This is a genomic window from Pedobacter riviphilus, from assembly GCF_014692875.1.
Taxonomy (GTDB): Bacteria; Bacteroidota; Bacteroidia; order Sphingobacteriales; family Sphingobacteriaceae; genus Pedobacter; species Pedobacter riviphilus.
Genome location: NZ_CP061171.1, coordinates 1,198,082 through 1,214,949, shown reverse-complemented (window position 1 = coordinate 1,214,949; position 16,868 = coordinate 1,198,082). Strand labels below are relative to the sequence as shown.

The 16,868-nt window shown below is 38.7% G+C and carries 19 protein-coding genes and 1 pseudogene; 9 read left to right on the top strand and 11 right to left on the bottom strand.

Annotation, left to right across the window (positions count from 1 at the left end):
• Positions 1-190 precede the first annotated feature (190 nt).
• The 10 genes from H9N25_RS05080 to H9N25_RS05040 form a co-directional block, all read right to left on the bottom strand.
• Positions 191-430 carry a hypothetical protein gene (locus H9N25_RS05080; RefSeq protein WP_190328153.1) on the bottom strand — a complete coding sequence of 80 codons (240 nt, stop codon included), beginning with the start codon at positions 428-430 and terminating at the stop codon, positions 191-193.
• Positions 402-1,217, bottom strand: coding sequence for a TerC family protein (locus H9N25_RS05075; protein WP_167293692.1), 816 nt, complete (start codon positions 1,215-1,217; stop codon positions 402-404). The genes H9N25_RS05080 and H9N25_RS05075 overlap by 29 nt, the downstream gene beginning before the upstream one ends.
• A 152-nt stretch (positions 1,218-1,369) precedes the next feature.
• Positions 1,370-1,963, bottom strand: a complete 594-nt coding sequence (locus H9N25_RS24360; protein ID WP_223833591.1) for a WD40/YVTN/BNR-like repeat-containing protein — start codon at positions 1,961-1,963, stop codon at positions 1,370-1,372.
• A gap of 80 nt (positions 1,964-2,043) precedes the next feature.
• Positions 2,044-2,388 carry a WD40/YVTN/BNR-like repeat-containing protein gene (locus H9N25_RS24355; protein ID WP_223833590.1) on the bottom strand — a complete coding sequence of 115 codons (345 nt, stop codon included), beginning with the start codon at positions 2,386-2,388 and terminating at the stop codon, positions 2,044-2,046.
• Positions 2,389-2,396: 8 nt separating this feature from the next.
• Complete coding sequence (locus H9N25_RS05065; RefSeq protein ID WP_167293690.1) at positions 2,397-2,828, bottom strand: DUF2147 domain-containing protein; 432 nt, start codon at positions 2,826-2,828, stop codon at positions 2,397-2,399.
• A 100-nt stretch (positions 2,829-2,928) separates the two neighbouring features.
• Positions 2,929-3,309, bottom strand: coding sequence for a DoxX family membrane protein (locus tag H9N25_RS05060; protein WP_167293689.1), 381 nt, complete (start codon positions 3,307-3,309; stop codon positions 2,929-2,931).
• A gap of 151 nt (positions 3,310-3,460) precedes the next feature.
• Positions 3,461-3,883, bottom strand: coding sequence for a VOC family protein (locus tag H9N25_RS05055; protein WP_190328152.1), 423 nt, complete (start codon positions 3,881-3,883; stop codon positions 3,461-3,463).
• 133 nt (positions 3,884-4,016) lie between these two features.
• Positions 4,017-4,430, bottom strand: a complete 414-nt coding sequence (locus H9N25_RS05050) for a hypothetical protein (protein ID WP_167293687.1) — start codon at positions 4,428-4,430, stop codon at positions 4,017-4,019.
• Between the two features lie 14 nt (positions 4,431-4,444).
• Entirely contained in the window at positions 4,445-4,951 is a 507-nt protein-coding gene (locus tag H9N25_RS05045; protein ID WP_167293686.1) for a DinB family protein, read from the bottom strand.
• A gap of 3 nt (positions 4,952-4,954) precedes the next feature.
• Positions 4,955-5,449 carry a DinB family protein gene (locus H9N25_RS05040; RefSeq protein WP_190328151.1) on the bottom strand — a complete coding sequence of 165 codons (495 nt, stop codon included), beginning with the start codon at positions 5,447-5,449 and terminating at the stop codon, positions 4,955-4,957.
• 134 nt (positions 5,450-5,583) lie between these two features.
• Here H9N25_RS05040 and H9N25_RS05035 point away from each other — a divergent pair, with 134 nt between their 5' ends.
• Positions 5,584-6,543, top strand: coding sequence for a GlxA family transcriptional regulator (locus H9N25_RS05035; RefSeq protein WP_190328150.1), 960 nt, complete (start codon positions 5,584-5,586; stop codon positions 6,541-6,543).
• Between the two features lie 217 nt (positions 6,544-6,760).
• On the opposite strand, the gene H9N25_RS05030 is transcribed toward H9N25_RS05035, so the two are convergent.
• Positions 6,761-7,630: an AraC family transcriptional regulator gene (locus H9N25_RS05030; RefSeq protein ID WP_167293683.1), complete on the bottom strand. Its 870-nt coding sequence runs from the start codon at positions 7,628-7,630 to the stop codon at positions 6,761-6,763.
• Positions 7,631-7,852: 222 nt separating this feature from the next.
• On the opposite strand from H9N25_RS05030, the pseudogene H9N25_RS25245 reads away from it, so the two are divergent.
• The 8 genes and pseudogenes from H9N25_RS25245 to H9N25_RS04995 form a co-directional block, all read left to right on the top strand.
• A pseudogene (locus tag H9N25_RS25245) lies at positions 7,853-7,957 on the top strand (lactate utilization protein B/C); the annotation flags it as partial.
• Between the two features lie 21 nt (positions 7,958-7,978).
• The gene (fucP, locus tag H9N25_RS05025) at positions 7,979-9,289 is read left to right on the top strand and encodes an L-fucose:H+ symporter permease (RefSeq protein ID WP_167293682.1); all 1,311 of its coding nucleotides are present in this window, start codon (positions 7,979-7,981) and stop codon (positions 9,287-9,289) included.
• Between the two features lie 7 nt (positions 9,290-9,296).
• Positions 9,297-10,934: a UxaA family hydrolase gene (locus H9N25_RS05020; RefSeq protein WP_167293681.1), complete on the top strand. Its 1,638-nt coding sequence runs from the start codon at positions 9,297-9,299 to the stop codon at positions 10,932-10,934.
• Between the two features lie 227 nt (positions 10,935-11,161).
• The gene (locus H9N25_RS05015) at positions 11,162-11,944 is read left to right on the top strand and encodes an L-fucose dehydrogenase (RefSeq protein ID WP_167293680.1); all 783 of its coding nucleotides are present in this window, start codon (positions 11,162-11,164) and stop codon (positions 11,942-11,944) included.
• Between the two features lie 311 nt (positions 11,945-12,255).
• Positions 12,256-12,933: a response regulator transcription factor gene (locus tag H9N25_RS05010; RefSeq protein WP_190328149.1), complete on the top strand. Its 678-nt coding sequence runs from the start codon at positions 12,256-12,258 to the stop codon at positions 12,931-12,933.
• Entirely contained in the window at positions 12,934-14,286 is a 1,353-nt protein-coding gene (locus H9N25_RS05005) for a HAMP domain-containing sensor histidine kinase (RefSeq protein WP_190328148.1), read from the top strand.
• A gap of 206 nt (positions 14,287-14,492) precedes the next feature.
• The gene (locus H9N25_RS05000; protein WP_190328147.1) at positions 14,493-15,758 is read left to right on the top strand and encodes a TolC family protein; all 1,266 of its coding nucleotides are present in this window, start codon (positions 14,493-14,495) and stop codon (positions 15,756-15,758) included.
• A gap of 5 nt (positions 15,759-15,763) precedes the next feature.
• Positions 15,764-16,852 (top strand): efflux RND transporter periplasmic adaptor subunit, encoded by a 1,089-nt coding sequence (locus H9N25_RS04995; protein WP_190328146.1) that lies wholly within the window; start codon positions 15,764-15,766, stop codon positions 16,850-16,852.
• The last annotated feature ends 16 nt before the right edge of the window (positions 16,853-16,868 follow it).

Genomic DNA, 16,868 nt, shown 5'->3' with positions numbered 1-16,868 from the left:
AAGCGGGACTGCCGATACCGAAAAGTACTGGAACTGATTTCCAAAAAACTTAACTAACCTTGCATAAACCCTTAGCTGCAAGATTGCTTCGTCGTTCCTCCTCGCAATGACGATTTCTTGCGACAGTGATAATTAATCTGCACGATACTTCTTAGCTGCGCTCAGGTGTCTTAGGTGGCAAAAAATCAACCTAAAACAAATCCGTCTTTAACATGGTCTTCAAAATATTCGATTGAACATCAAAATTATTGAGGTGGTTCAGGAAATTGATATCTGATATTTTACCGTAACTATCTTCCAATAAATTAACAACTTCATTCGGAATGGCTGTTTTTAAAACCGCAGCGTTACTCTTTAATTTATCGTTTTTATATTGCAATTCCTGTACAATCCGCTCCCGTTTAAGATTTATCCAATACCTTTTCGGCATCGTCCGAAATGATGATATCGCTTTTGTGTTTTTTGGGATAGTTAAACAATAAGGACGTTAATACTGGTATGATGAAAATGGCAACCGTAAAAATTGAAACAAAGAGATCTGTTTTTTCGCCTTCAATAGCATGCGAAATTGGCGATTCAGGATAGAAATGCGTGACTAACGATGAGGTAAGTTTAATACCTAAAACACCTATTACGATGAATGCTACCGTTTCTAAAAAGGTAAATTTTTCCATCAGTTTTACAAAGGCCTGTGCCACAAAACGCATAGCCAAAATCCCGATAAAAACACCGATATAGATTAACCAGATATGATCGGTAAAAGCTACCGCAGCAAAAACATTATCAATAGAGAAAGCTAAATCCATTACCTCTACCAAAGCAACTGTAGCCCAAAAAGTACCTATCAAACCAACGGTAGATTTGTAAATCCAACTTTTGCTTTTATCTACTTCCTCTTCTTCCTCGTTCTTTTTACTGTTCTTTTTTCTAAAATAATCGAAAGCCAGGTATAACAGATACAAGCCGCCAAGTGGTTTTAGCCACCAGATTTTAACCAACCATGCTGCCAGGAACAAACAGATCCCTCTAAATATATAGGCACCAATAATACCATATTTTAAGGCTTTTTCTCTTTGCGATTTTGGCAGATCCATTACCATAGTTGCCAAAACAGCAGCATTGTCTACCGAAAGCAAACTTTCGATCACAATTAAATTTAAAATAATTAATAATCCGGCCTGTATATCGTCACCTAAAATCGTGTGCAAAAAATCCATCGAGCGAGTATGTGTGTTTAAATTAAAGTTTTAGTTGATAGCAAAGAAACAAAATTTTATCAATCTCGATACTTCAATCTTTTTTATTTATTGAATCGTTTTATTGATTAGATGCTTAATCAATAAAACTGCTACGTAATAGGATTGAAATTTTATTTGTTAATCTCCAATTGATAAATATTGCCTTTTTCTCCTGCCAGAATAATCTGTTTACCTTTTTTGGCTTTTTGAACAGCATTAAAACTTTTATCGGAAATATGTTTCCAGTTTTGTCCGCCATCAGTAGAAATATCCGTGCCTGAAGTACCCGTGGCAATTAAGGTTTTAGCGTTAATATAGGTTACGCCCGATCGGAAGCCTAAAACTGGGGTAGCTGGCTTTTGCCAGGTTTTGCCGCCATCATTGGTTAAAAGAATATTATTGGTATTTTCTTTATCCTTTACATAGTTTCCGCCAACAGTTACACCATTTTTTTCATTCAAAAAATCGATAGAGAAAGGACCTGTACTCCCCTCGCCTTGCAAAATCGGGCATTTAAATACCTGCCAGGTTTGCCCATAATCCGGAGAAAAGTAAATGTTAGATACTGTTCCGCCTGATGCAATCCAGGTTTTGCCACCAGGTAATGTTTTAATGGTTGTACCACTGGCCGCAAAACTAGCTTCGCCTTTGGTTAATTTAGCTTTGAGGTTTGCAGATATATCCTGCCAGGTCTTACCTGCATCAACCGTTTTAAGCAACTGCATTTTATCATTTATGGGATCGCCGAAAATGAGTCCTTTATTTTTATCCCAGAAGCTTAGCCCATCTAAAAATATAGCTGAATCTACATTTTTATAGTTTTCTGTCCAGGTTTCGCCCCATCAATGGTTTTCAGGATATAGGCCGGCGAGGCAATACCCACAATAATAGCCTGTTTGTCGTCGAACGCTTCAATATCCCTGAAATCGATTTTTTCGTACCCTTTTGGCTTTAACCATTTCCAGGTTACACCACCATCAGTAGTTTTACCTACCAATCCATTACTACCACTTACCCAGCTCACCTGATCTGATACTACGCTTAATCCGCGTAAACTGGTTTTGGTATTCTCATTTAAGGGCTTAAAGGAATACGATTGCGCAGCGCAAAAAAAAGGTGCCAATAAAAGGCACCATAAAATTTTCTTCATCTAATTGATTATTTTACCCGTCTAAAAGTTTCTGATCGTCCTAATAGTGAAATACCTACATAACCACGAACATTTAGCACATCGGCGCTTTTTAAAGTCATGTTACAGCTATAGGTTTTACCACTTTTGGGATCGTAAATCGTTCCATCAGTCCACTTGCCATCATCATAAACAAAATCTTTTAATATTTCGAGATTTAACAAAGCACGTTTCTGTAGATTGGCATCGGGGTTTTTAGCATCTAATTTAGGCTTACCATTTAGGTTTGGTTCCTTCATCCACGCTAATTTACCATAATATTTATCGCCTTTTTTATAAATTTCTATCTGGCCTTCACCAGATGGATTAAGCCATTTGCCTACAATAGCATCTTTGTTCTGTGCAAATGCAGAAAATGATACCGCTATAAAGAGCAGCATTAAAAATGGTAGCTTTCTCATATTTTTTATTTCTAGTTAGTTTTTAAAGATAATCATTACACCTTATATCGAAACACTAAATAAAGACAAAAAGTATGAGATTTTTTAAAAATTACAAAATTTACTTTGAAACGATAGGCAGATACTTTGCACGGTAAGCATAAAGTAAGAACAAATTAACCAACAACATTACTGCTCCCATTGGTATATCTTTTGGCTGCCCCAAAAATACACCGTATAGAAAAATATTTAAGGTAACAGGGAAAATAATGATTGATGCCAGGGGTGCTGTTCTACCGATCAATAACATCACACCACATATCAATTCAGTGATCTTGATTAAGGGAAAGAGGTACACTGAGGCCATTATACCTGTCATAAAACTCGTTTGTGCTGCTGTCATTTCCGGTGCCTTAGGCATCATATTAAGAAAATAACTTACAGAAGCAAAAAGATACATGGCGGCTAGAAGCACGCGCACAATAATAACTGCAATTTTCATATTAGATTGGTTTTAGTTTCTATATTTAAAAATAATAAAAGTTTTTAATTAGTTATTAGTGCAATAGCATCTCTATCCTGCAACAATGCATCAAACAATGAGCTATTGACTAAAGACTCATGCTTTTGGGCGCTGAACTTCAGGCTCCAAACTATTTCTTATTATAATCGTAATTCACCATCCACTGGATGCCGAATTTATCGGTAGCCATACCAAAAAGTGCGCCCCAGAACATTTTTTCTAAAGCCATGGTTACTGTTCCACCAGCAGAAAGATTATTAAAAAGTGTGTTTGCCTCTTCTTCGCTTCCCGCATCAACCGATAGTGAGATTCCGGTACCGAAAGTAGATGCAGGCATTGGATCGGTAATATCTGTTCCCATGAGTACATTGCCACCGATTGGCAAGGCCACGTGCATAATTTTCTCCTGGTCGCCTACTGCCATACCTTCACACCCAGGTGAGTCTTTAAAACGTTGTAATACGGCAAAATCGCCCCCAAAAACAGATTTATAAAAGTTAAATGCTTCTTCGGTATTACCGTTAAAATTTAAATAAGTGTTAAGTGTTGCCATTGTTTTGTTGTTTTTATCCCTTTAGGGCTGTTTATTATTATTTGTTTTTTATGTTCTTGTTATGTACGGTCGTCATCCTGAACTTGTTTCAGGATCTATTCTGCTAAGATGCTGAAACAAGTTCAGCAAGAGGTTACAAAGGCATTTTCGTCAACTTTATATCCATCCATGGTACCCAGTTTTTGCCGTCAAATTGTTCCCATGTTCCTTCAATGGTATTGGCTTTAAAATTACCTTTAAACCTTTCCCTATCGGCAAATATTAAAATGATATCATCATAAATTTTAAGGGTAGATATTGAAATATTACCTTCATTATCGAAAGATTGCGACCTAAAAACATCTTCCATATCATCATAATGTGTAATTTCTAACGATCTGACCACTTTATCGCGGAACACAACATCTACCTGGTGTGTTAAGAAAAAACCACCATCAACCCACGTGTAGGTATCAGTCCCGGTAATTACATCACCAGATTTTGTTAAACCTTCTGTTTTCCATTTACCGATATAAGGATTTAATAAATTAAGCCTGTTGTTTCTCATAAATTTAGTTAAAATCAATTGATATCTAGTTCGCTGTAAATATTTTTCAATTGATGTACATGCCTTTGCGTATGGTAAATCACGAAATAAATTGCCTCCAGTCGGGTTAAAAAGCCATATCCAGGTAACTCATAAGCGGTACATGTTTTAGTTAAATCTAAGCCCCTTGCCGCTTCTGATATCCCCGCTCTGATCTGCTTTAATTTTTTTAATAATTCAGGCTGGCTATATGCCCCATCTTCAGGGTAAATCTCTTTAGGAGAATTATACTTCACATCGAAATTCAAAAAATCTTTTCTAATTTCTTTTACCATTAAATCTGCAGGTTTATCCGTTTCGGTTACCGGCCCATTAATTACTTCCAGGAAGCCCGAATTCGACAAAACCAAGTGCTTAACCAATTGTCCTGCAGTCCAGCTCCCTTCAAAAGGCACCTCATTAATCTGTGGGGCATTAAATCTTGAAAACTCATGTTCCAATGCCGACAAGGTCTCATCGGCTTCTCTAATTATTTTCTCCATGGCTTACATATAATTCATTCCAGGATAGTTTAATAATCTGCGCCACAAGGCAATTTGCCCAATGCAATTGGCTTCCCGGTAACTACTAAAGCTGATCATTTCAAACAGTGTGATTTCCATTCCGGGAATACTGAGCTTCTCTTCCAGTTTCTCGTCGGTAGCCTGGGTCAAAGCTTCCTGTAGTTTTGGAGAAATTTCTTTCCAATCTTTAATGAAATCTTCAAGAGACGGGTAAGTGGCATCATCAATAATACCTTTGTTGCTGGCAAAAAGTTCGTCGGTTACAGATGGGAGGTCGATGCCGAATGATTTAGCTAAAAAATAGCGGCCATGTACAACACTACCTGTAATCCATGCAATATGGTTTGCTTTAGTATCTAATCTTTTTTGGGCGTCCTTTTGGTCTATGCCAGCTAAAGCCCTTAACAAAAAATCTGTTTGCATTTCGTATAGAACTATAAAGCCATACATCCTGCTACTTGTTGGTGTGGTTTTCATATCGTTATCAATTAGGTAATTTAACTTGAATAAAGTTAGTTGTTAATTCAAATGAACACCCTTGCCGTAAAAGTCAATCTTAAGGGGCATTTCAGACAATTTTTATATATTTACGATACCTTAATTTTAACCAAATGATACAAGTAGGTGTTTTATTGCCCCAAAATTTCAGATTATTAAGCATAGCCGCTATTTTAGATGTATTTGATACTGTTAATGGTTTTTACAGAAAAGATGGGCTTGAAATGCCATTTAACATTAGTTTAATTACCCTCGACGATAAAAATTATAATTTTAGTACCCATCCCTGTGTTCCTTTGCAAAAAGCCGGGCAGTTTGAACTTATTTTAGTTCCTTCATTTGCAACTAACGATATTAAAGACTGCATCGGAGCCAACAGCGTCTACATCCCATGGTTAAGCAAACAGCATGCAGCAGGAGCCGAAATTGCTACCTTTTGTACAGGGGCTTTTTTACTTGCAGCATCAGGACTGTTGGATGGTAAAGCCGCCACCACACATGTTGATGCCTGTTCTGCCTTTTCTTCTGCATTCCCCTTGGTTCATTTAAAGGCAGATAAAACGGTAACTCAGGATGGCAAGTTATTTACAAGTGGTGGTGCAACCTCTACCTTTCATTTATTGTTGCACCTTTTACAGCTTCATTGCGGGAAAGACATGGCCGTTAAGGTGGCTAAAATTTTTGCAATCGATATGGACCGCGTAAACCAATTATACTTTAGTACTTTCCAGCCTATCCGTCATCACAATGATGATATTGTTGCCTCTGCGCAAGAAAAAATTGAAAATAATTATCAGGATGTGGCCACCATTGAAGAGATGATCAAAGATATTCCTTCCAGTAGAAGAAATATTGTGCGGCGATTTAAACAGGTGATTGGTATTACCCCTATCGAGTATCTTCAACAAACCCGTATCGAAGCCGCTAAAAAGTTATTAGAGCAAACGGCCCAGCAAATGACAGAGGTCATTTATAACTCTGGCTACAATGATCCAAAAGCATTTAGGAAAGTATTCAGAAAATCAGTCGGGATGACGCCGACTCAGTATAGAGACAAATTTCAGGCAAGGTAGATTTAAAATCGAGTACCTATAAATCTGTCACATCCTGCTAATTTAAAGACGTAAAAAATTTCAGGACATCCTCCTTATTTTTTTGAAGCGCAAAGCTAGTGGTTCTTGGGCAAATGCTGTCCCGCTTTTACTCCAAGTCCTTACTCATGCTTCGCTCCGGGCTTTCCGTGCAATCGGGGCTATAAATGCTCGTTATCAGTCCCAACAATCAAAAACCCTACTGCTTTGAGAAAGCCTGTTGATATTTCAATGGGGTTTTGCCTGTTATCTCCCTAAAATATTTATGGAAACTGGTAAAGTTATAAAATCCGCAGTCGTAGCAGATTTCTTTCACGGTTAGATCATTTTCGATCAATAATTTACAGGCTTGCCCTACCCTTATCTCGTTCAGAAACTGCGTATATGTTTTTCTACTTTTAGTTTTAAAGAATTTACAAAACGAATTAGGGCTAATTTTAGCAACCGCTGCAATTTCTTTTAGTTCTATTTTATTTTTGTAGTTATTGATGGTATAATTATAAATAGATTGGATTCTATCTTTTTCGTTCTCTAAAAAATTTGGTTTAAACCCTAACGAAACCAATATGTTTTTTTCTTCGCAATTGGCTATTTCTGTTAATACTTCAAGTATTTTTATAATCCTCATCGTACCAGTTGCCTCAATAATCTGCGGCATTAAACTGGCTATTTTCTCTTTCGAGATTCCTTGTAGCTGAATTCCCTGCTGCGATTGCAGCAACACTTTTTTGATCTCCTGATTTTCAGGAAGATCGAAAAATCCTGTACCCAAAAAATCCTCTTTAAAATGAATCACATAAACATCAACCGGTTCACCTGCTTTTTCATCAAAAAATTCAGGGTCGAAGCGCCAGTAATGAGGCAAATTGCTTCCCAGTAAAACAACATCGCCATCCTTAAAATCCTTAATACTATCGCCAATAAACTGCGTTCCTCTACCTTTTTTAACGTAGATTAATTCTAATGCAGAGTGGTAATGCCAGCGGTTGTTTATATCGGGCATAATATCTCTTCGAGCGCTAAAAGAATCTACCGAATTGGTAGATACATTAAGTAAATGCGGTTTCATAAAATCTCAAAAAATCAATCTAATATGCAAAATTATTTTGCAATGAAAAAAATTGAGCCAATATCATTTAATAATTAGGTAATAAAGCTAAATTTTTATTAACGCTTAACGGTTTAATTTGTAACGCAACAACTAGCCAAAAACATTTTATGAAAGTTGGATTATTTGCCATCCATGTTAGATGATTACTAGTATTAAAAATACAGCCAGGGATATGGAGCATTCATCACCGGACCATCTAAAACAGCCGATATCGAACTATTATTGGTAATCGGTGCCCAAGGTGCCAGATGTTTAACTATTTTTATTTTAGCAGAACCTACATAAACCATTTATAACCAAACAAACATGAGCCAAATTACACCTCCGAGCTTTAAAGTATCCGATCCACCAAAAAATGGCAAAGGATATCTATTCCCGTTAATTTTAGTCACCAGCTTATTTTTCTTCTGGGGCTTTGTCCATAATCTCGATCCTATATTGATTCCGCATTTGCGCAAAGCTTTTCAACTAAATGTTTTCGAATCTACCTTGGTCGATTCGTCTGTTTTTATCGCCTATTTTTTATTGGCATTACCTGCAGGCTACATTATGCGCAAGTACGGTTATAAAAGCGGTATCATATTGGGTCTTGTTTTATTCGCCGCAGGCTGTTTATTATTTATACCGGCAGCCAATACCGCACAGTATATATTCTTTTTAGGCGCTCTTTTTATTATTGCCTGTGGTTTAACCTTCCTGGAAACAGCGGCTAATCCTTATGTTACCGTACTAGGACCTCCAGAAACAGCCACGCAGCGTTTAAATTTCTCTCAATCATTTAATGGTTTCGCTGCTTTTTTAGCCCCGGTAATCGGTGGTAAATTTATTTTTACCGAAGTAAAATATACCGATACTCAATTGGCGAAAATGTTGCCTTTAGAAAAACAGGCTTACATGCTTGAAGAAGCCTCAACCGTAAAAGCGCCTTATTTAATTTTGGGTATACTGATTATTGTGGTAGCCATCCTGTTTATTTTCACCAAACTGCCCGATATTAAGGAAGAAGAAAATGCCCAAGAAAAAAGCAGTTTTGGTCATGTATTAGGCCATAGCCATTTACGCTGGGCCATTATCGGTCAGTTTTTTTATGTAGGTGCACAGGTTTGCGTATTGAGTTTATTTATCAGTTTCGTTACCTCATCGGCAAGTATTAGTCAGGATGAAGCAAAATGGTACGCTGGTGCGGCAGGTTTGGCTTTTATGGGTGGAAGATTTATCGGTACAGTGTTCATGAGGTTTATAGCTCCACATAAATTGTTGATGCTTTATGCATTAATCAGTGCTGTACTTACCCTCATATCTATTTTTGCAAGTGGCATGATTACCGTTTACGCTTTAATCGGTGTCGCCTTTTTTATGTCGATCATGTTCCCAACCATATTCTCATTGGGTATAGCAGGTTTGGGTAAGGATACAAAACTGGGCTCATCATTAATTGTAATGTCTATTGTTGGTGGTGCTTTTTTACCACCGGTTTTAGGTTTAATATCAGATGCAACACACAATATACAATACGGATATTTGGTACCATTTGCATGCTTTTTAGTGGTATTTTACTTTGGGTGGAAAGGGTGGAAACCCAATCATATTGAAAAAGAAATAAGTTTAGAAGTATAAATTGACAATGAAAAAATTAGTCATCAAGATTAACAATGCTGATAACGTTTTAGTTGCGTTACAAGATTTGCCAGCAGGCACTCCAATACTGCACGAGGGAAATACTTACGTTACTGTTGATGAAATCCCAGCTAAGCATAAATTTTTTATGCGGGACATGAAAGCAGGCGATGAAGTAGTGATGTATGGCGTTTTGGTGGGAAAGGTGCAGTTTGATGTAAAAGCAGGCATGCGGATGAACGTAGATAATACCAAACATGCCGCAGAGCCATTTGCTTATCGCAATGTTAATTACAAATGGGAAGCACCAGATGTAAGTAAATATGCCAACCGCAGTTTTAATGGCTATCACCGTAAAAATGGAGCAGTAGGTACCGCAAACTATTGGTTGTTTATCCCGACTGTATTTTGCGAAAACAGAAATCTGGATATCATTAAAGAATCGCTTTATAGTGAGTTGGGTTATGCGGTAGATGCTAAATATAAATCTTACACCCACAAACTGGTTCAGGCCTTTGAAAAGGGTGAAGACATTAATAATATTAGCTTTGAACCTAAAGTAGATAAAGCCAGCCGTACCTTTAAAAATGTGGATGGGATTAAATTCCTTACGCATAATGGCGGTTGTGGCGGAACTCGCCAGGATGCAGATACGCTGAGCAAATTATTGGCAGCCTATGCCCACCACCCCAATGTGGCCGGTATAACGGTATTAAGTTTGGGCTGTCAGCATTTGCAGGTAGCAGATTTTAAACGTGATCTATTTGCACTTGATCCTGATTTTGATAAACCACTTTTAATTTTCGAGCAGCAAAAAGCCCAAAGCGAAGAGCAATTGATCCAAAATTCAATCCGCAGTACTTTTGAAGGATTGATGTTCATTAATAAACAAGAGCGTAAAGCAGCACCGCTAAGCCAAATGTGTGTGGGTGTAAAATGTGGCGGAAGCGATGGTTTTAGTGGCATTTCAGCAAATCCTGCGGTTGGTTATTGTGCTGATTTATTGGTAGCATTAGGTGCCAAGGTTTTGTTGGCAGAGTTCCCCGAACTTTGTGGTGTAGAGCAAGAAATGATTGATAGATCTGTTGATCAATCAACTGCCGAAAAGTTTATCCGCTTAATGACTGAATATGATGATCTGGCGCACAAAGTTGGCTCTGGCTTTTATATGAATCCTTCTCCGGGCAACATTAAGGATGGTTTAATTACCGATGCTATAAAATCTGCCGGTGCTGCACGTAAAGCAGGCTCCTCTCCTGTTGTAGATGTTTTAGATTATACCGAACCTGCTACTAAACCAGGCTTAAGCTTGGTATGTACACCAGGGAACGATGTAGAAGCAACCACAGGCAAAGCTGCTGCCGGCGCAACCTTAATTTTATTTACTACCGGTTTAGGCACGCCAACCGGAAACCCGGTTTGCCCCACCATTAAAGTGGCCACCAATTCAATTCTGGCACAACGAATGAGTGATATTATCGATATCGATACAGGAGCGGTAATTAATGGCGAAAAAACAATTAACGAAATGGGTGAGGATATATTGGAATACTGTATTAAAGTAGCCAGCGGCGAAGAAATCCCCAAAGCTGTACAACTTAACCAGGATGACTTTATTCCATGGAAAAGAGGGGTTAGCCTGTAATTGCATACATAACGGATAGAAGATGTAGATGGGTTTAAAATCGTCATTCCCGTGCAGACCGGAACCACGGAGTGCTCAGTGAAGCTAATCTTAAAGCACCAGTATTTGGCATTAAGATTCCCAATCTAGGAAGGAATGACGTAACTTTCCAACTTATACTGCGTGTTCTCTGTGAAAACGATGCGTTCTCTGTGGTTCAAATAATAAAACAAAAATATTAACCAAATATGAATTTAAATTTAGACGGCAAAATAATCTTGGTGAGTGGTGGCGCAAAAGGCATTGGCGCGGCAATTGTTAAAGCCCTGGCCATTGAAAATGCTTTCCCTATCATTATTGGCCGTAATGAAAGCGATAACCTGAAAATGCTTCAGGAAATAACAGATTTAGGCTTAAAAGCTGATTATTTTACAGCAGAGCTTACTGTTCCTGATCACTGTAAAGCCATTATTGATGCCATACTGACCAAGTACGGCAGAATTGATGGTTTAGTGAATAATGCCGGGGTTAACGATGGTGTAGGCCTCGAGAGTGGCACTTACGAAGGTTTTATGGAATCGCTACATAAAAATGTAGTGCATTATTATCTTTTAGCCAAACATGCCCTGCCTTCGCTTAAACAAAGTAAGGGTTCTATTTTAAATATCGGTAGCAAGACTGCAGAAACCGGGCAAGGCGGAACATCTGGCTACGCGGCATCGAACGGCGCCAGAAATGCCTTAACCCGAGAATGGGCTGTAGAGTTACTACCTTATAGCATCCGCGTAAATGCCATTATTGTGGCCGAAGCCTGGACACCGCTCTACGAAAAATGGATTAACTCTTTTGAAGACCGTGATGCAAAACTCAAAAACATTACCGATAAAATCCCTTTTGAAAACAGAATGACCAGTGTGGATGAAATTGCCAATACGGCCGTATTCTTATTATCAGATAAATCTAGTCATACTACTGGCCAACTGATTCATGTAGATGGCGGTTATGTACACTTGGATAGGGCTTTGTTGTAAAACATGGCCTTGTCCCTCGGTCTGTGGCCCCACAGACCGAAACGAAATTGCCTCCGTATTCAGAATGGTGAGGCGGGATATGAAAAAGCCGAAACAATCTATAATTACCTGAGTTCTACATTTAGTATCAATTATTTTTCATTTGTAACTTATTGTTTTAAAGGTATCCAAGCCTGCTCCGCAGGTGCTTCACTCCTACGCGCCCTTTCGTCAGTTCGCAATAACGAAATTAAGCCCAAAAAATCGTCCAAAATAACAGAAAGGCCATCCATTTTAATCCCATTTTAAGATGGGATGGTTACTTTTGTAGGATGCCAAAGATTGGAATAGCTGAAGACGACCCTAAAATTTCCGAACTTTTAAAGTCGGCACTCGAAGAAAACGATTATCAGGTACTTACCGTTGCCAACGGAACTGATGCGCTGGAGCTTTTCTTGGGACAAAACTTTAATCTTTTCATTATTGATGTGATGATGCCCGGCCTTAATGGCATACAGCTTTGTAAGCACATCAGAAAAAATACTGTACAAACGCCAATATTGATGCTTACCGCCATAGGCACCATAGATGACAAAGTTACGGGCCTAGAGGCTGGGGCAGATGATTATCTGGTAAAACCTTTCCACCTGAAAGAACTCTTGGCAAGAGTTGCAGCACTTTTACGCAGGCAACCTACTGTTACTACCCAAACCGATAGCAAATTATATTTCGAAGATCTTGTGCTTGATACTTACAGTAAAGAAGTAAGCCGTGGAGGAAAAACCATCGAATTAAGCGCAAAAGAATTTATCCTGCTCGAACTGTTTATGCATAACCCCAATCGGTTACTCTCTCGGCAATTCATAGCAGAGCAAGCCTGGGATATCAGCTTCGAAACCGGAACCAATGTAATTGATGTGTATATTAATTTCCTGCGGAAAAAGATTGAAAAGGGTTTTGAACGGAAACTCATTCACACCAAAATCAATATGGGATATATCCTGAAGTAAATGGAAATAAAGGATCGTATAGCACTGTATTTTACGCTGATCAGCACTTCGATGCTCTTCGCTGTGCTCTGTACGGTGTATTTTACCTTTATGAAATTTTTGGAGGCCGATTTCTTCGAACGCCTAACCGACCGTACTATGGTTACCGCAAAACTGTACCTCGAAGCTGATGAAATTAGTCGGGATGCGTTAAACACTGTACGCCATAAATACCTTCAAAAGTTAAATAGCGAAGTAATTCGTATTTACGACAAAAAGGACAGGGCAACTTTCATCGGCGATACTGCGCAATACTGGACCTCAGCTACCATTGATGCAGTGCGCAAAAAAGGGCGATTAAAATATACCGACGGTCAGCGGCAGGTTGTGGGTATTTATTATAAAGATAACCAGGGCGATTTTGTAATCCTGGCTTCAGCCGACGACCAGGGCTCTCACAATAGGCTGGATAAACTACTGAAGATCATGATTTTTGTGTTTATCCTTATTTCGCTTATCGTATTGTTACTAAGCAGGTGGATTGCGAAGAAAATGCTAAAACCGCTGAAAAAGTTTATGCTCGAAGTGAAACAGGCCAGCGCTCAAAACATGGAATTTAGGGTGGAGGAAAATAATAACAAAGATGAAATCAACCTTATTGCCCAAAGTTTTAACCATTTAATGGAAGAGCTCGAACAGGCTTTTATTCTGCAAAAAACCTTTGTAGCCAATGCATCGCACGAACTTCGTACTCCTGTAACACGGATCATGATGACCGCCGAACTTGCCCTGTCAAAAGAAAGGGATCAGACTGCTTATCAAAAGGTGATTGCTTCGATGCTCGAGGATGCAGAAAAAATGGAACACATTATTACCGGATTAGTGGCCCTGGCAAAAATGGATCTCGACCTGATCAATTCGCAACTTGTTCCGATTAAACTTGATGATCTGCTTTCCAAAATTCAAACCGAATGGAAATCGCAGAAAAACCTCAATCTTAAAATTACTTATCAAAATCCTATTGATCCAAAACCTGAAATATTGGCCAATGCCATTTTATTACAGATTGCTTTGGATAATATCATTTCGAACGCTTTTAAATTTTCAGATAACCAACAGGTAAGCGTTGTTATTGAAGCAACTGAAAATGATTTACTCATTCACATTACCGACAATGGAATGGGTATCGCCACTGAGGAACAGGAAAATATTTTCAAACCCTTTTATACCCGGGCAAAAACGCATGGACATAAAGGTGAAGGAATGGGGCTTTATATGGCACAAAAAATTATCGGTTTGCTTAAAGGAGAAATAACCACAACCAACCCTAAACAAGGCGGTTGCACTTTTACGGTGAAGTTATCAAAGCTTTAGCAAATAATCCGTCCGCCTCCCCTGTTAACGCTCGTTTCTAACGAGCGTAATAGAATATCGTTTACAACGCGATAAAATCGTGTAACTATTTATGCGCTCGTTTGGAAACGAGCGCAAGCATGGAAATAACAATTCTATCTGCAACTTTAATCCCCTTTTAAGCCCCATTTAATCCGCTTTTAATTCGGTCGAGATAGCTTTGCCAGATGAAAAAAATATATACGCTGATCATTTTCACTTTAACCTTAACAACCAGAGCAGCTTTAGCACAAACCGATACCCTAAGTTTAAACTTGAGTCAGGCAGAAAGCCTCTTCTTAAAAAATAATTTCGACCTCCTGGCAAGTAATTATGAGATCGATCGGGCAAAGGCCGAAATTATTACCGCCAAATTGTTTGAGAACCCTACCCTTGAGTACGAAAACCTTTTTTACAACCACGAAACAAAAAAGTTCCTGCAAACCTCTTATGCCCATGGCCAATATGCCGGATCAATTTCGCAGCTGTTTAAACTGGCAGGCAAGCGTAATAAAAACATCAAACTGGCACAAACCGGGGTTAAACTAGCAGAATATGAATATTTTGATCTGCTAAGGACACTGAAATTCGAGCTAGCTAATACCTTTTACAAAACTTATTTCGCTGCGCAATCGGTTAAAGTTTACCAGGAACAGATCTATTCTACCGATCAGTTATTAAAAGCTTACGATCTCCAGTTAAAAATGGGCAATGTTGCCACAAAGGATGTGATCAGGATCAAATCATTATTGATCAGCCTCAAAGCCGAGCAAGCAGGACTATTGAATGAGCTGGAAGACAACTATAAAGACTTAAAATTGCTCTGTGGTATTAATGCAGGAACTTCCATATCATTGGAATTGGATCAGGCAACTCCATTATCGCCTGATAAAATTCCTTACAGCACGCTGCTTGATTCGGCCAGAGCCAACCGTGCTGACCTTAAGCTGGCCAAAACCGACCTGCTGTATAACGAAAGTAATTTAAAGCTGCAAAAAGCAATGGCCATCCCCGATATAGAAATTGGCCTGAGTTATGATCTCAAGGGCAATTATCCTGAAAAATATACCGGTTTAGGTCTAAAGATTCCCATTCCCCTCTTCTCCAGAAACCAGGGTGAAATAAAAAAAGCTCATATCGGTATTGCAGCAGCTGATCTAAACATCAAAAAACAGGAAGCCTTGCTCGAGAATGAAGTATTTAACAGCTACAAAACTGCTTTACGCAACGAAAAATTATACGCAGAGATTGATCCGGTTTTTAGTACCGATTTTAACACACTCATTTCAAGTCTAATCAAAAATTTCAAGGCAAGAAACATCAGCCTGATCGAATTTTTAGACCTCTACGATGCCTACAAAGAAAACACGCTGCAACTGAACAAACTCCAGTTCGAAAGAATGAGTACCCGTGCTGAACTCAATTATGTAACCGGTTCTAATATTTTTAAATAAATCTTATGCAAAATCTCTATAAAAACACTTTAATTATTGTGTCAACCAGTTTGTTCTTTGCTTGTACCGAACACAAAACAGTTGCACCTCATGATAAATTTGCCATCACCGATTCACTGATCAGCCGCTTGCTGATCGATACGGTACAGCAGGCTAACAGCAAGACCGAACTCATGTTTTCGGCCAAAATTGCCGCAAATGAAGAGCGCCGTTCTGAACTTTTCCCAATGGTAAGCGGAACGGTAAACAGCATTAAGGTCCGATTGGGTGACCAGGTTTCGAGCGGACAGACATTGGCAACCCTTAACAGTTCTGAAATGGCTGGTTTTGATAAGGAAGTTATTGCAGCCAATGCAGAGCTTAAAAATGCAGAGCGATCTGTAAAACAGGCTGAGCAACTTTTTCAGAGCGGTTTATCATCTGCAAAAGAATTGGAAGAAGCCAAAAACGATTACCAGATCAAAAAAGCAGAAGCAAAAAGGGCCAGCTCTGTATTAAAACTTAATGGAGGCAGCAGTGCAGGATTATATGCTATTAAATCTCCTATCAATGGTTTTGTGATCGAAAAAAATGTTACCCAGAACATGCATTTGCGTGGCGATAACGACAAAAGCCTTTTCACCATTGCCGATCTCGCTAATGTTTGGGCAATGATTAATATTTACGAATCAGATATTTCACGTGTAAATGCCGGCGATGAAGTCAGTCTATCAACCCTCTCCTATCCCGATAAAATTTTTAGCGGTAAAATAGAGAAACTTTACAATCAGGTAGATCAAGACAGTAAGGTAATAAATGCACGTGTGGTTATCCAAAATCCAGGTTTTTTATTAAAACCAGGTATGCTTGGAACGGTAAAGGTTTCGGCAAATTCGGCCGTAAATCTCCCCACTTTAAACTCAAGGGCCATAATTTTCGATGAAAACAAAAATTACGTACTCGTTCTTGGTCAAGATCATAAAATAAGAATTCAGGAAATCGAAATTGGCCGTAAAACTGCCGATAAAGCCTACATCAGCAAAGGCGTAAATGCCGGCGATCACGTTATCGCATCTAAACAGGTTTTCTTATTCGAAAGCCTAAAAACGCAATAAATTCTTCTCATCCCTT